Source organism: Microcoleus sp. CAWBG58, from assembly GCF_020883045.1.
In the GTDB taxonomy this organism is placed as follows: domain Bacteria; phylum Cyanobacteriota; class Cyanobacteriia; order Cyanobacteriales; family Microcoleaceae; genus Microcoleus.
In genome coordinates this window covers 29,329-44,814 of sequence record NZ_JAHRFA010000060.1, presented here as the reverse complement: position 1 = coordinate 44,814, position 15,486 = coordinate 29,329, and the positions used below count along the sequence as shown (strand labels likewise).

The window sequence follows — 15,486 nt, the reverse complement described above, 5'->3', positions numbered from 1 at the left end:
TAAAGTCCTCACTACAAACCTGGGAAAAGAAGGACTAAAGTCCTCACTACAAACCTGGGAAAAGAAGGACTAAAGTCCTCACTACAAACCTGGGAAAAGAAGGACTAAAGTCCTCACTACAAACCTGGGAAAAGAAGGACTAAAGTCCTCACTACAAACCTGAAAAGAAGGACTAAAGTCCTCACTACAAACCTGGGAAAAGAAGGACTAAAGTCCTCACTACAAACCTGCTCGATCGACTTTAGCAGTATTTCTCTTGGCTGTTTCCTTCGCTTCCTTCACCTTCTGCGATGCAAATACTAGACAAGTCTAGACACTTGCTTCTTGCTTCATCGGGAGGATGGGAAGGGTAGAGTTCGCTCTCAAACTGTCTACTGTTACTTGTCTACTGTCAACTGTTGAAAGCAGCTTAATTTTTCCTCGCTTAAATCTTAGGCTGCATTAATTTATACAAATAAAAATTGACTTGCAGGCAGTATTCTGTTATGTACAGCATTTTCATGGAAGACAAATCGCTTTTTTTGCTATATTGACCAGCAATAAAGATAATGGTTTTGATTAGATTGAGGAGTTGAACGGATGAAAAACTTGAATTGCTGGAACAAACCCGCTGCATTGCTCGCGATCGCCATTGTAGCCGGAAGTGTGCAGGCTCAGGCGATCGGTGTTGCCACCTCACCAGCATCCACTACCAGTCAGGATGCTGAAAAAATTTCCTTTGAAGACAGCGCCACCTTTCAAATCGCCCAAGCTGACACGCTTTGCCGCAAAGTAACTCCCAAAGAAGGTTTGACAGTTCGCCAGAACCCAGATCCCAAATCCGCGAGAGTTGGCGGTGTAGCCATGAATACTCAGGTAACGCTGTTCCAAGGTGCTACTTCTGTTAAAGCCTCCGACGGCCGCCTCTGGATTCAAATTACCGCTCCCGTAAAAGGGTATATAGCTACCGGATACCCGAACAATGAGGCTAATTTAGCTTCGTGCACAGTTAGTCAAGCACCGGCATCAGCACCGGCACCAGCACCAGCACCAGCACCAGCACCGGCACCGGCACCAAGTCCAGCACCAGCACCGGCACCAGCACCAAGTCCAGCACCAGCACCAGCACCTGCGCCAGCACCAGCACCAGCACCAGCACCAGCACCTGCGCCAGCACCTGCACCTGCGCCAGCGCCAGCACCTGCACCAGCGCCAGCAGCAACACCAGCGCCAGCAGCAACACCAGCACCTGCAACGGGCCCCGTCAGCCTCTGCCGCCAAGTAGAACCTCGGGTAGCACCGAAAGGTTTAGCTATTCGTGCGGAGCCTTCAAAGACTGCCACAGTTAAAGGCGGCGTACCTGCTAACGGTCAAGTAACGCTTGTGCCGAATTTCCAGTTAGTCAAAGATAAGAATGGAGAAAACCGCAATTGGGTTGAGATTTCAGCCCCAGTTCCCGGATTCATCTCGGCTGGAAACTTGATCATGTGCAAGTAAACTTCTGAGTTATATCAGATCGAATTTGGTTTGTATTGAGGACTTTAGCCCACATTCAAGAAGGACTAAAGTCCTTACTACAAACCTTGCTACAGTCGAGTTTTAGATTATTAAAAATTATCGGAACGCCACAGAAATTGTAAGTTGCTGTGGCGTTTTCTTATGAGAATAGGGTAATTTCGCGACCAATTATAACCCAATACGGTTTACTTAACGCTTTTGATGAATTTCATCTGACGATTTTTTGATTATAAAGAGGTGAAGTAGATATTAAGAATATTTTACCGCAGAGAACACAGAGAACACAGAGAGGGGAGGGATAAAAGTTTTTTTTCCAAAACCCTCGCAATACTCTTGCCTCTGCGCCCTCTGCGCCAAAAGCGCCCTCTGTGGTTCAAGACTCTTCTCTTGATGGAGTGGATTGTATTTCAATACGGTTTACTTAATGCTTTTGATGAATTTCGTCTGACGATTTTCTGGCAATATAGCCATTTTGGGCAAGTCAGATTTTTAGTAAACCGTATTGAATTATAACCCTAAGAAGGCAAGATAATTGATGATAGGAAATCCGAGGAGCCGATCGCCCCATTAATCCCTACCAGATTCGCTAAAACCCGATCGCTTCCTGCAACTCGCAGCAACGTACCTTCGGGAGTGGTGCTCAATTGCAACTCCTGAAAACTCAGGCCAATCAAAATAAACTTATCGACACCGGTCTCAAAACCGATCGCAGTATCAGTACCACTGTCAGCACCCAAGACAAATCGATCGCTCCCAATGCCTCCGATTAAAGTATCGTCGCCCAAGCCACCAAACAGCCAGTCATCGCCATCACCTCCATTGAGCAAGTCGTTATCCTTACCGCCAATTAGGGTATCGCTGCCAGCATCTCCATTCAGGGTATCTTCCCCTTCATTGCCGTAGAGCAAATCGTCGCCAGCGTCGCCATTGATGCAGTCTTGCTGGTCGTTTGCGCCCACCGAGACAGCCCGGTTATCGGAGCGATCGCCATAAATGGTATCGTTGCCCTCGCCACCGCAGAGCTCATCGCCCCCGTCACCGCCGTAAATCTTGTCGTTGCCAAGATCTCCGTGAATGAGATCGTTATCTTTACCGCCGTAAATGCTGTCATCGCCTTCACCGCCACTGATGGTATCGTCAGCTTCATCGCCGAAGAGTACGTCAGCACCGATGTTGCCAAAAAGCAAGTCCCGGCCGTTGACATCTCGAGATCGACTGCGAGCGCCACCGTATATCGTGTCATCGCCGCTGTCGCCGACAAGGGTATCGGAGCCTAATTCGCCCCAAATCAAGTCATTCTCTTTGCCGCCCCAAACGCAATCATTGCCTTTGCCTGCTTGCACGGTGTCATTGCCGTTACCGCCTCCGATGATGTCGTTGCCGCTGTCGCCAAAGATTAAATCTCCTTCGCTATCACCGTTAACTGAGTTGGAACCGCCTTTGTCGCCTAGCAGAGTATCGTTGCCTGCACCGCCGTAGAGGGTATCAGAGCCTAATTGACCGTAGATCAGGTCATTGCCTTTACCTCCGTAAGCGCGATCGTTACCTTTGCCTGCAACGAGCGTATCGTTGGCTTCTTGGCCGCTGAGGAAGTCGTCGCCGTCGCTTCCATAGAGCAAGTCGCGTCCCTGGGAATCGAAGTCTGTGTTGCCGATGAAACCGCCAAACAAGGTGTCATTGCCGGTGCCGCCAATCAAGGTGTCATTGCCGATTTGACCCCCCATCAGGTCATTTTCTTTGCCTCCAAGGGCAAGATCGTTACCTTTACCGGCATAGATGGTATCGTCGCCCTCGTTGCCGTTAATGATGTCTGCGCCGTTACCTCCGAAGATCAAATCGCCATTGTCCGCAGCGCTGCTAGAGTTATCGCTGCCGTTATCTCCCAAAATCGTATCGCCGCCTTCATCTCCAAACAGGGTGTCAGAGCCTATGTCGCCTGCAATCCAGTCGTTCTGCTTGCCGGCACGGACGATATCGTTGCCCTCGCCGCCGTAAGCAATATCCGTGTCAGTGTCTGCAAAAATCCTGTCATTGCCTTCATTGCCGTAAATTTCGTCGGCGCCGTCTTTGCCCAAAATCGTATCGTTGCCTCGCAAGCCGATGATTTTTTGGTTGCCTTTGTTGTCTGCGATCGAGTCATTGCCGTCTGTACCTTTGGTGGTTTGTCCCTCTCCCAGTTGCGAAGTTGGCCGGACAAATCGAACTCCGGGTGCTGGTGGCGGCGGTGCAAAGTTAATTCCTGGTTTGTCTGCGATGGGTTCGCACAGACAGTCGGTATCTGGTTCGGCGATCGGATTTGATATTGGGGTTGGTGTTGGCACCACTTGCCCCAAGATCGCGGCCACAGTAGCGGTAGCGGGACTGATACCGCCGCGATCGTCTGTAGCGCTGTAGCTGAAAGTGGCTCCCGTAAAACTTCCTGTGGTTTGGAAAAATAATTGCTCAATTTGTGCCGGAGTTAGAACTTGGCCGGGTGTGACGCGAACGCCGCCGTTGGCTGGATCTCCTAAAAATAGAACTCCTTGGTTGGCTGGGGGCAGGGTGTTAATGGTGTAAGAGGCGATCGACCCGTCGGGGTCGCTGCCTCCCAATCCCGGAACCTGGGCGCTGCGGCCCGGAGCAATGCTGAAGTTAGCATTGTTCACCAATGGCGGTAAGTTGGTCGTCGGGCGAATCGCAGCAACAGTAGCGGTGCCGGGACTAATCAGGCCGCGGTTGTCGGTGGCGCTGTAGGTGAAATTGGCTCCCGTAAAGTCGCCCGTCGTTTGGAAAAATAGTTGCTGAATCTGTTCGGGAGTGAGAATTTCACCGGGTGCGATCGCTATGCCACCGTTAGCAGGATCTCCTAAAAACAGTGTTCCTTGGTTGGCCGGTGGCAAAGTGTTGATTGTGAAAGAGGCGATCGTCCCGTCGGGGTCAATTCCTCCCAATCCTGGAACCCGCACGCTGTTGTTGGGCGGGATGTTGAAGTTGACATTTATGCCAACTGGAGGTTGGTTGAGAACAATTGGCGCCGGAGTCGGAGTTGGAGTTGGAGTCGGTGCCGGAGCTGGAGCTATGGCAGCAACTGTAGCATTAGCGGGACTGGTAGCACCGCGATCGTCCGTAGCGCTGTAGTTGAAATTCGCTCCTGTAAAGTTGGCAGTCGTTTGCAAAAATATTTGCTGAAGCTGTGCGGGAGTCAGAACTTGGCCGGGTGTGACGCGAACGCCTCCAGAGGCGGGATCTCCTAAAAATAGAACTCCTTGGTTTGCCGGTGGCAAAGTGTTGATGGTGAAAGAGGCGATCGAGCCGTCGGGGTCGGTTCCGCCCAATCCCGTGACTAACCTGCTACTGTTGGGCGGGGTGCTGAAGTTGACATTTGTGGCAACTGGCGGTTGGTTCGGCACCGGAACCAAAGCGGTAACTGTAGCATTGGCGGGACTGGTGGCGCCTTGATTGTCGGTGGCGCTGTAGGTGAAATTGGCTCCTGTAAAGCTGCCCGTGGTTTGGAAAAATATTTGTTGAATCTGTGCCGGAGTCAGAACTTGACCGGGTGTGAGTCGAACGCCTCCGTTGGCCGGATCTCCTAAAAATACCTGTCCTTGGTCTGCTGGGGGCAGGCTGTTGATAGTGAAAGAGACGATCGTCCCGTCAGAGTCAGTTCCTCCCAATCCCGGAACTCGCGGGCTGGTGTTGGGGGGAACAGTGAAGTTGACATTTGTGGCAACTGGCGGCTGGTTGGGAGGTGGCACTGGTGCAGGAGTCGGTGTTGGCACTGGTGCAGGAGTCGGTGTCGGCACTGGTGCAGGAGTCGGTGTCGGCACTGGTGCAGGAGTCGGTGTCGGCACTGGTGCAGGAGTCGGTGTCGGCAAGGGCAGGGGGATAGCCGCTACACTTGCGGTAGCGGCATTGGTGGCACCGCCGTTGTCAGTGGCGGTATAGCTGAAGTTGGTTCCCGTAAAACTTCCTGTGGCTTGGAAAAATAGTTGCTGAATCTGTGCCGGAGTCAGAACTTGGCCTGGTGTCACCGCTACGCCACCGTTGGCGGGATTGCCTAAAAATAGCTGCCCTTGAGAGACAGGTGGCACGGTGTTAATCGTAAAAGAGGCGATCGTCCCGTCGGAGTCCGTGCCACCCAATCCGGTCAATAAAGCGGTGCTGCTGGGCTGCTGGCTGCTGTTGACAGGATTGGCAATCGGAGGTTTGTTGACCGGTGCGGGTGTTGGCGATGGTACTGGAATGGCGGCGGCAACGCTAGCGCTGGCGGGGGTGGTAGCGCCTTGATTGTCGGTGGCGCTGTAGCTGAAGTTGGCTGCGGTAAAAGTGCCTGTAGATTGGAAAAATAATTGATTGATTTGAGCGGGCGTGAGAATTTGACCTGCGGTGACGGCAATTCCCCCAGAGGCGGGATTGCCTAAAAATAGCACCCCTTGAGCGACTGTCGGCAGGGTGTTGATTGTGTAGGAGGCGATCGTTCCGTCGGGGTCGGTTGCTCCGAGTCCGACAATGTTGGCTGTGCTGTTCGGAGGTAGGCTGATGTTGGCGTTGTTGGCTACAGGAGGTTTGTTGGGTGTCGGCAGTACCGCAGAGACGGTAGCGGTGCCGGGACTGGTGAGGCCGAGATTGTCGGTAGCGCTGTAGGTGAAGTTCGCTCCGGCAAAGGAGTTGGTCGCTTGGAAAAATAATTGATTGATTTGAGTGGGTGTGAGAGTTTGACCCGCTGTGACGGCAATTCCCCCAGACGCGGGATTGCCCAGAAACAGGGTTCCTTGGGCTGCTGGCGGTAGGGTGTTGATGGTGAAGGAGGCGATCGTCCCGTCGGGATCTGTGCCTCCCAATCCGGTCAGTAAAACGGTGCTGCTGGGTGCGATCGCGCTGTTGGCGTTATTGGCTACCGGAGGTTGGTTCGCGGGAACGATCGCAGTTGTCACTTGAGCGTTCGCAGCCGTACCGTTGTTGTTGTCACTGTTGGGGTCGGCGGTGGCGGCAGTGCTTCTGGCAGTGTTGACAACGCTACCGCTGGCAGGAGCAACAACGCTGACAGTGCGGGTGATGGCGTTGGCTGCCCCGCTTGCCAAACTTGCGATCGCCGGGAAAGTGACAACACCTGTGGCAGGGTTGTAACTGCCACCGTTGGAAGCTGTCACTCCCGTTAACCCCAGAGGCAGAGTATCGGTGATGACGACGTTGGTGGCGCTGGAAGGGCCGGCGTTTTGGGCGGTGATGGTATAAGTGGCAGTGGCTCCCGGCGCGATCGATGCCGGGCCTGCTTTGGTGGTAACTACGTCGGCGCTGGCAGTGATGGTGGTGGTGACTTGCGCGTTTGCAGCCGTGCCGTTGTTGTTGGCAGTATTGGGATCGGGGGTGTCGGAGGTGCTTCTGGCGGTGTTGGCGACTGTGCCGCCCGCGGGCGCTGGAAAGCTGACTGTGCGGGTGACGGCGTTGGCTGCCCCGCTTGCCAAACTTGCGATCGCCGTCCAGGTGACAATACCTGTGGCAGGGTTGTAAGTGCCACCGTTGGAGGCTGTCACTCCGGTTAAGCCCACAGGCAGGGTATCGGTGATGGAAACGTTGGCGGCAGACGAAGGGCCGGCATTTTGGGCGGTGATGGTATAAGTGGCAGTGGCTCCGGGCGTGACAGATGCCGGGCCAGTTTTGGTGGTAACTACGTCGGCGCTGCTTGTTATCGTGGTGCTGACTTGAGCGATCGCAGCCGTGCCGTTGTTGTTGGCACTATTGGGATCGGGAGTTTCGGCTGTACTCCTGGCAATGTCGATGACAGTGCCGGTATTTGGGGTACTGAAGCTGACTGTGCGGCTGACGGCGTTAGCGGCACCGATGCCCAAAGTTGCGATCGCCGGAAAAGTGACAACACCTGTGGCAGGATTGTAACTGCCTCCGTCGGAGGCTGTCACTCCGGTTAAACCTGCCGGCAAAGCATCTGTTACCGTGACGTTGGTAGCGCTGCTCGGCCCGCTGTTTTGTGAGGTAATTGTATAGGTGACTGTCGATCCAGCCACGGCTGTTGTCGGGCCTGTTTTTGAGGTGATGATGTCGGCTGTAGCCGCTACGATCGCAGTTGTAGCTTTAGATACTGCCCCTTCACCGCTGTTGTTAATCAGGTTGGGATCGAAAGTGCTGCTGCTGCTAAATGCCAGGTTAGTTACCGATCCGATTGTGGCAGGTGCAGTCACGGTAATACTGCGGGTAACGCTGGCACCGTTAGCCAGAGTCGGAATCACCGGCCAACTGACACTCCGCGTTGTCGGGTTGAAAATACCACCGTTATCGGCGCTGCTGAAAGTTAAGCCCGGAGGCAGGGGATCTTGAATCAGGACGTTGGTAGCGCTGCTCGGCCCGTTATTGGTGGAAGTAATGGTGTAAGTAATACTGCTGTTGGGTAGGGCAAATGCGGGGCCAGTTTTAACCGTGGCAATGTCGGCGGAGATTGTAGGTTCTGTCACAGTCTCAACGCTGAGATTGCGAATTTCGTGAATGTTTGTCGCCGATCCTGTCGAACTAGCAAAACCAAATTTGAAAGTCGGCGGAATTGTGCCATTTATAGCAGCCAAATCGGGGATGTCGATCGCACTTTCGCCCGGGCCGTTAAATAAGTTGTCGCCGTTTAAGTCGATGTTAACGAAAAAACGGCTGGGTATTGTGGGAGTAGACGGTTGTAAAGTAATTTGAACTCTTTTTTTGGCAAGAATGCGATCGGTAACGGTAGGATTATCTATCCCGCCGGGAATTACATTGTTAGTTAAAAACTGATATCCTCCGGTTTGGCTGCCTCTAATTCCTACCGCATCAGGTATCGATCCCGGGCCACCTAAACGCCCTTCACTCGGATCTGAAAAATTGCCATATTCGTCAAATCCAACACCTAAATAACCTCCGACAATCCCCGGTATACCAGAACTGTTGTTGGGAGCATAACCGAGAGAACCGCCGAATCCACCTGCTTGAGTTGGTGTAGCAGCCCCGTCAATTAAGAAGAAACTAATGCCGTCGGCACCGGTGCCGTCATAGGCAAATAAATCAAAGACAACTCTGATGCCGTCAGTCGAAGAAATTGGGTTGTTGTAGATGACAAAAGCTGCTTGGTTGTTCGCATTCGATGTTAATCTTAAAGCGCCACTGCCCGGAGGATCGCCCAGCCCTAAACTGGGAATGATGCCGGGGCCGCTACCTGCGGTTAATCCCGGTTCCAGTGCACCGCCGCTAGTTCCGTAGATCCAAGGCCCTAATGCTGTGGGATTTTGAAAGCTTTCGGTAACTAATGTTCCGAGGACATGATTGTAGGTTTTTAAGACTTCTGGTTTAAAGACTAATTCGGCATCGATTTGTCCTGTGGTAATTTCTAATTCCCAGTCGCCGCCTAGTGCTGCACTCCCAGTTAAGTTGTTAGAAGCAGCAATATTTGCTCCAGTTAATTCGCTGAGTTTTTGTATGAATTTAATGCCTGATTCGCCGACAGCTACGTTACATCCATAAAGTAAAATGCTACCGGGTTTGTTAAGGGCTTTTCCCCACTGCTGCAATTGACTGCTGTAGGTTTCTAGGTTATCAATATTCAGTTCTGTCCGACCGATTTCTACTGCTGCTTCTCGGCCGTGAGAAACTACGTGCAGGCTGTTGATGCTGTGGTAATGCCCCAAAAATTCGGTGATTTGTGCGATCGCATCTCTGGTTGGATCGAGCACCAATACTTCGCTTCCGGGTTTGACTCCACGGATCAATTCCTCGTAGTTTTCTACTCGGGAGTCAACAACGACTAGATATGTTTTCGATTCTAGATACGCTGTAGAGTTTGCTGGCTTAAAAAATAAGTTGTTGGTAGTGGTAATATTAGTAGATTTGCGTATTTTTACGGCTGACACATTCGACGTATTGGGGCTCGTTTTCATAGTTCGCTGATTTAGTTACTTAGTTTTAAGCTACCCCCTTTGAGAACATTCGATATACACGGAAATATAAATTTACTGTAAATTATATTTACGAAATAAATTAAACACTTACGTGTTTTGTTGAAGTTAAGATGTGAGGGAAGGATTGGATAGAGAATGCTGTATCACCTTCGCGCATTGGCCTAGGTAATAAATCACTACACCCTTAGATATGCAAGCATTATCTGGTTTTGATTGCGCCAGTCAAGTATTTTTTTTTTGAAAATAAGTTATCCCAGAACCTTGAGATTGCGATCGGCACTTACTTACGTATTGCTGACAAAAAGGCAGTGATTCCGGTAACGGGATGCTTCTCAGTACAGTTGGGAGTGTAATTTTTTCTGAAATCTTGACCGTAAATCCACTGAAAAAAACGTTTCCGAGAATTAGAAAATTTTTTGATTGTAGCTTGGATTTACTACTTGTGGGAGTTGACATTGCCACGAACTTTACTTAATAGGGTTTCATCTCTAAAAAGCTCAGAACCAAGGCTAAACCATACAAAAAGTTACAGAATGTCAGGCAAATTAAGACAAGTGGGAGTTGACAAGTTACACTAATTTATGCTGTAGCGATCGATCTCCGCAGCCACAGGCCATGAAACGATCGCACGATTTCCACATTGAACACCAGGTTAGCAGCAAAAGATGTGTCAGATCATACCATCAGGTAAGTGGTGTTCACCAGCAGTTGAAGAGAGGAGTGCGGGTGCGCGCCTAGGGAATAGGCGCACCCTAGAGAATAGGCGCACCCAATCCCGCGCTGGTTAAACGTTAATATCGAGTTCGCGCACCAAAAAAGCCCATTCATCTGCCAATTCTTCAATGACTTTAGCGGTAGGTTTGCCACCCCCATGTCCCGCTTTTGTTTCGATGCGAATTAACACCGGTTTTTCGCCTGCGTGCGTTGCTTGCAAAGCCGAAGCAAACTTGAAACTGTGGGCTGGAACCACTCTATCGTCATGATCCGCAGTTGTAATCATTGTCGCCGGATAAGCAGTTCCCGCTTTCAGATTGTGCAGCGGAGAATAGGCGTGAATCGCCCGAAATTCTGCGGAATTTTCCGACGAACCATATTCAGGAACCCAAGCATGACCAATGGTAAATTTGTGGAAGCGCAACATATCTAGGACGCCGACGGCGGGCAATGCTGCACCGAACAATTCTGGCCGCTGAGTCATGCAAGCCCCCACCAATAAGCCGCCGTTGCTACCACCTGCGATCGCCAATTTAGCAGGTTTGGTATACTTATTCTCGATCAACCATTCCGCAGCGCTGATAAAGTCATCAAACACATTTTGTTTGTTCAACTTTGTCCCAGCTTGGTGCCACGATTCGCCGTACTCGCCACCACCCCGCAAACAAGCTGTCACATAAACTCCGCCCATCTCCAACCAAACCAGCCTGCTAAGAGAAAAACTTGGAGTCAGCGAGATAGAAAAACCACCATAACCATACAGATAAGTGGGGTTATTGCCATCTAGCTGCAAGCCTTTTTTGTGCGTGACAAACATCGGTACTTGCGTACCGTCTTTGCTGGGATAAAATATTTGTTTTGTCTCGTAATCCTCTGGATTAAAATCAACCTTTGGCTGCCGATAAACGCTACTTTCATCCGTCAGCATATTGTAACGGTAGATTGTGTTCGGAGTCGTGAAGCTGGTGTAAGCATAAAAGGTTTCGGTGTCGTGCCGCTTGCCGCCAAAACCTCCTGCAGAACCAATTCCCGGCAAGGCTACTTCTCGCGCAAAAGAGCCATCTAAGTTGAAGATTTTAATCTGAGTGTAGGCGTCTTTCAGGTAAGAAGCGACAAATTGATTGTTGAGGATGCCAATACCTCCGAGGGTTTCCGCTGCTTCGGGGATGATTTCGGTGAATTTCCCTTGACTGTCATCGGCAGCGAGGGATGAGGGAGGAGGGTTGTTAGTGTCGATCGCAATTACGCGGCCCAGAGGAGCATTCAAATCTGTTTGAAACCAGAAAAGCGAGCCATCATTGTCGATGAAACTGTACTCAGCCTCGAATTCATTAATTAGTTCCACAACACTGGATTCCGGTGCAGTTAAATCCTTATAAAAAATCAAGTTTTTCGTTTCAGTTCCCTGCCAAACTGCTACAATTAAGTAGCGACCATCTTCGGTGACGCCACCGCCAAACCCCCATTCTTTTTGGTCAGGTCGATCGCAAATTAATACATCTTCAGATTGCGGAGTGCCGAGCTTGTGATAGAATAGCTTTTGGTAATAGTTAACATCTTCGAGTTTGGTTTTTTCGTTGGGTTCATCGTAGCGGCTGTAAAAAAAACCTTTACCGTCGTGAGTCCAGGCTGCACCTGAGAATTTCAGCCACTTTAAATGGTCTGATAAATCTTCCCCAGTTTCCACATCGCGAACTTTCCATTCCTGCCAATCCGAGCCAGAAATTGACAAACCGTAGGCCATAAGTTGGCCGTCTTCGCTGAGAGCTATGCCGCCGAGAGCAACGGTTCCGTCTTCTGAGAGAGTGTTCGGGTCAATTAATACTTTTGGTTCGCCGTCGAGAGATGTTAAAGTGTAGAGTACGGATTGATTTTGCAGACCGTCATTCTTGTAGTAAAAATAGCGATCGCCCTGTTTAAAAGGTATGCCGTATTTCTCGTAATCCCACAGTTTAGTCAGGCGCTGTTTGATTTTTTCCCGCGCCGGAATTTGGCTGAGGTAGCCGAAAGTGACTGCGTTTTGAGCTTCCACCCAGGCTTGAGTTTCCTCTGAATCCGGGTCTTCCAGCCACCTGTAGGGGTCGGATACTTGGACGCCGTGGTAATCGTCTGTTTGCTCGGCTTTGCGGGTTGTGGGGTAGCTTAAAGGGCGATCGAATTGAGTCATATTTTTCACTCTCAGTAACTTTATTCAGTTTAACCTTTTTTACAAAATTGTCATTGCGAACCTCAATAAAGCAATCGCACTTTCTTCTCTCCCATCTTCCTACCCTTCGGGAACGGCTTCGCCGAACGTGTTCTTAGCGTCTTCGCGGTTCGTTTCTCTTCTATTTCAATTCACCTAATCCAATTCCCTCCTTCCCTCCAAAGCACGAGCCAAAGTTACCTCATCCGCATATTCCAAATCTCCCCCCATCGGTAAACCAAAAGCTATTCGCGTAACCTTAGTAAAAGGTTTCAATAAATGACCGATATAAAGAGTAGTAGTTTCCCCTTCCACGCTAGGACTAATCGCAATAATAACTTCACTAATATTTTGCTGGCTGACACGGCGGACTAATGGCTGAATGTTCAACTGTTCCGGGCCAATTCCATCCATCGGCGAGATAACGCCACCGACAACATGATATTTACCGATATATTCCCGCGTTTTTTCTAAGGCGATTACATCGCGGGATTCTGACACAACACAAATTGTAGAACCGTCGCGGTTGGTGTTGCGGCAAATTTCGCAAACAGGTTCAGCGGATAAGTGAAAGCATACTTTGCAGAAACCGACTTGTTTTTTGGCATCAATCAAAGATTGAGCTAAGGCTTGCACGTCTTCTTCCGGTCGTTTTAAAATGTGCAAAGCCAGCCGCTGTGCCGTTTTTGGCCCGACTCCGGGTAAGCGCTGCAATTGTTCGATCAAACGGGCTAAGGGTCTAGTATACATAAATTAGTTGACAGTTGACAGTTGACAGTTGACAGTTTAAAGAAGGAAGAAGTTGTTTGTAGTGCGGACTTCAGTCCGTTCTTCCACAATCCTAAATCAAAAGGATAGAACTTATGTACGAGAGGCCTAGAAACCGGTTTTTTTTTGCGAAAATACTGGTTCCCACCTGCCGATTCAGCAAAAAAACCCGGTTTCTTTGATATGCGCGCGATCGACCCTGAGTAACTCAATTTTTGACTGCGAACTTAGAATTGAGATTAACCTCCGCTAATTTTAGCTTTATAACCCAATTTTGTCAGGAGTTCGAGGAGCTTTTGCTTGTGTTCGCCTTGAATTTCAATGTCATTATCCTTAACTGTACCGCCCGTGCCGCATTGGGCTTTTAGCTGCTTCGCTAAATTTGCTAAGGTTTCGGGTTTTTCTTGAAATCCGCTGATGACTGTAACTGTTTTGCCACCGCGTCCTTTTCGGGATGCTTCTACTTTCAAAGTTTGTTGATTTGACGGAACTTCCGGGGTTCCTCGTTCGAGAGCAGCCGAGTTTTCGTAGTTGCCAAACTCAGAGTAAACTACTCGTTTGCCGTCAGTTGTTTTGTTGTCAGAATTTTTGCGTTTGGATGCTGCCATATGTTATAATGCCTGAACTTTTTTACGGGTATTTCTAGTTTTAGGGAATTGGTTTCAACAGTTGACAGTTAACCGTTCGAGAGCGACCTCTAGCTAGAAGGAAGATGAATGGAGTAATGAATAGCCCGATCGTAATTTGTCCGTCAAAGGCGGGCGGGCTTTCAACCAATTCTTTCTGGTAAGGTTGCGATCGCTCGTTGAGACTCTGATATTATGGATTGCTTTTGAGTGTTGCGGGTACTGGCGATCGCTCTTGAATCGGATAGCGGCGTTGGGCGATCGTTTGTGTTAGGGTTAAACTGCGATCGCCAGGTGCCGGATGAGTCGATAACAAAGCAAAATCTAAACGAGATTGTCGCCCTAATCGCTGGAAAAAGTCTGCTGCGCCCGCTGCGTGCCCGTAATGGGAAACCAAGAGTTGTAAGCCAAATTCATCGGCTTGGGCTTCCTGACTGCGCGAAAATTGGGCTTTGCTTAAATTGGAAGCGATCGCAGTAGCAAGATTCACCAACCCACCTCCATCGCCTACGAACACCGCTACCACAAATTGTAGCGCCAATCCCCGTCCAATTCCCCGCAAATGATCGCGATTGGCGAAATGACCCAACTCATGACCTAAGATCATCATCAACTCGTTTTCCGATTCCAATTGCTTGATTAAACCCCGATAAACAACAATTGTGTCTCCAGGTAAGGCTAGCGCGTTGACAGTATCATCGGGAATGTAAATTAGGCGATAATTGCGATCGATGGTATTTTTTTGTTTAGGTAATTTAGTTTCCAGGCGATCGAGAAGTTGATTCAGGGTATCTTGTGCTGGAGAAGATTCCGCAAGACGTTCGTAAGCCGGGATAACCAACGCCCCCAAACGCTGTTCGAGTTCGGGAGGAATTAATAAAATCAGCCCATCTACCAGTTTGAGGCTTCCCCAAAGCAATAAACATATTAAAGCCAAAAAAATTCCCAATAGGGCTAGCAGTTGCCTATTACTTGTCGGTGGATTGCGATCGGTCATAATGTTTTTTAATTATTCTATAGTATAGCAATCTTAAATGATTCAGATAAATTTGTAGGGGTAGTGCCCCGTGCCTACCCCCTATCAACTAATTGTTCTTTGTCGGCCGGAAGGGATTTAAGAAATTAATCAAAGGAAACAGATTGCGAGACTGTATCCACAGTTTCCCCTGTCCACTGAAACGACAAACTAAGCCTTCTCCACCTAAAATTCCCGTTCTCAAATTTTTCCAGGATAGTCCGCCCAGGACTTCAACATCATACTTCAGCGTATCCTCAAAAGCAACGATATAACCGGTGTCCACGATATAACTTCCATTGACTGGAATTTCCAGAATTGCGCCATAGGAATTAAACCAGATATCACCTTGTCCAGTTGCTTTCAGAAAAAACAACGATTCGCCGCTAAAGAAACCTTTTAATCCCTGAAACTTAGTATCAAGATCTACAGTAGGACTCGATGCCACAAAAGCCGAAGATTGCAGCATCAAACTATTGCCATCGAGGTGATAATGTTGAATGTCGCCGGGAACTCCAGGGGAAACGTAAAGTATTCCAGAACGTTCCGGTGAAGTAAATTCGCTGATAAACAAAGACTCACCTGCTAACATTCGCGTGAGGCCTTTCATTAAACCTCCTTTGACCTTTGATTTCAGGGTAATGTGACTATCCATTGCTGCCATTCCCGAAGATTCTACCAACACCGTTTGGTTGGCAGGAATCTTGAGTCTTAGTTGGGCATAGGATGGAGAATGTTCGATTGTATATGAGATGTTTTTAGGCATATAAA

The 15,486-nt window shown here is 49.4% G+C and carries 8 protein-coding genes; 1 reads left to right on the top strand and 7 read right to left on the bottom strand.

Features of this window, described 5'->3' with window-relative positions; genetic code table 11:
- The first annotated feature begins 579 nt into the window (after positions 1 to 579).
- On the top strand, positions 580 to 1,476 hold the full coding sequence (locus QZ918_RS23330) for an SH3 domain-containing protein (RefSeq protein ID WP_293338805.1): 897 nt from the start codon (positions 580 to 582) through the stop codon (positions 1,474 to 1,476).
- 536 nt (positions 1,477 to 2,012) lie between these two features.
- On the opposite strand, the gene QZ918_RS23325 is transcribed toward QZ918_RS23330, so the two are convergent.
- The 7 genes from QZ918_RS23325 to QZ918_RS23295 form a co-directional block, all read right to left on the bottom strand.
- Positions 2,013 to 9,386, bottom strand: a complete 7,374-nt coding sequence (locus QZ918_RS23325; protein ID WP_293338803.1) for a DUF4347 domain-containing protein — start codon at positions 9,384 to 9,386, stop codon at positions 2,013 to 2,015.
- 805 nt (positions 9,387 to 10,191) lie between these two features.
- Positions 10,192 to 12,288, bottom strand: coding sequence for a prolyl oligopeptidase family serine peptidase (locus QZ918_RS23320; RefSeq protein ID WP_293338800.1), 2,097 nt, complete (start codon positions 12,286 to 12,288; stop codon positions 10,192 to 10,194).
- A 174-nt stretch (positions 12,289 to 12,462) separates the two neighbouring features.
- On the bottom strand, positions 12,463 to 13,056 hold the full coding sequence (gene recR, locus QZ918_RS23315; RefSeq protein WP_293338798.1) for a recombination mediator RecR: 594 nt from the start codon (positions 13,054 to 13,056) through the stop codon (positions 12,463 to 12,465).
- Positions 13,057 to 13,313: 257 nt separating this feature from the next.
- Positions 13,314 to 13,682, bottom strand: coding sequence for a translation initiation factor (locus QZ918_RS23310; RefSeq protein WP_293152125.1), 369 nt, complete (start codon positions 13,680 to 13,682; stop codon positions 13,314 to 13,316).
- 40 nt (positions 13,683 to 13,722) lie between these two features.
- Positions 13,723 to 13,851, bottom strand: a complete 129-nt coding sequence (locus QZ918_RS23305; RefSeq protein ID WP_293338795.1) for a hypothetical protein — start codon at positions 13,849 to 13,851, stop codon at positions 13,723 to 13,725.
- 42 nt (positions 13,852 to 13,893) lie between these two features.
- The gene (locus QZ918_RS23300) at positions 13,894 to 14,697 is read right to left on the bottom strand and encodes a M48 family metallopeptidase (protein WP_293338793.1); all 804 of its coding nucleotides are present in this window, start codon (positions 14,695 to 14,697) and stop codon (positions 13,894 to 13,896) included.
- Between the two features lie 88 nt (positions 14,698 to 14,785).
- Positions 14,786 to 15,481, bottom strand: a complete 696-nt coding sequence (locus QZ918_RS23295) for a TIGR00266 family protein (RefSeq protein WP_293338790.1) — start codon at positions 15,479 to 15,481, stop codon at positions 14,786 to 14,788.
- Positions 15,482 to 15,486: the final 5 nt, after the last annotated feature.

Coding starts and splice junctions, on each gene's coding strand:
- QZ918_RS23320 (WP_293338800.1), bottom strand. CDS start 12,288: ATGACTCAATTCGATCGCCCTTTAAGCTACCCCACAACCCGCAAAGCC.
- QZ918_RS23310 (WP_293152125.1), bottom strand. CDS start 13,682: ATGGCAGCATCCAAACGCAAAAATTCTGACAACAAAACAACTGACGGC.
- QZ918_RS23300 (WP_293338793.1), bottom strand. CDS start 14,697: ATGACCGATCGCAATCCACCGACAAGTAATAGGCAACTGCTAGCCCTA.
- QZ918_RS23295 (WP_293338790.1), bottom strand. CDS start 15,481: ATGCCTAAAAACATCTCATATACAATCGAACATTCTCCATCCTATGCC.
- QZ918_RS23330 (WP_293338805.1), top strand. CDS start 580: ATGAAAAACTTGAATTGCTGGAACAAACCCGCTGCATTGCTCGCGATC.
- recR (WP_293338798.1), bottom strand. CDS start 13,056: ATGTATACTAGACCCTTAGCCCGTTTGATCGAACAATTGCAGCGCTTA.
- QZ918_RS23325 (WP_293338803.1), bottom strand. CDS start 9,386: ATGAAAACGAGCCCCAATACGTCGAATGTGTCAGCCGTAAAAATACGC.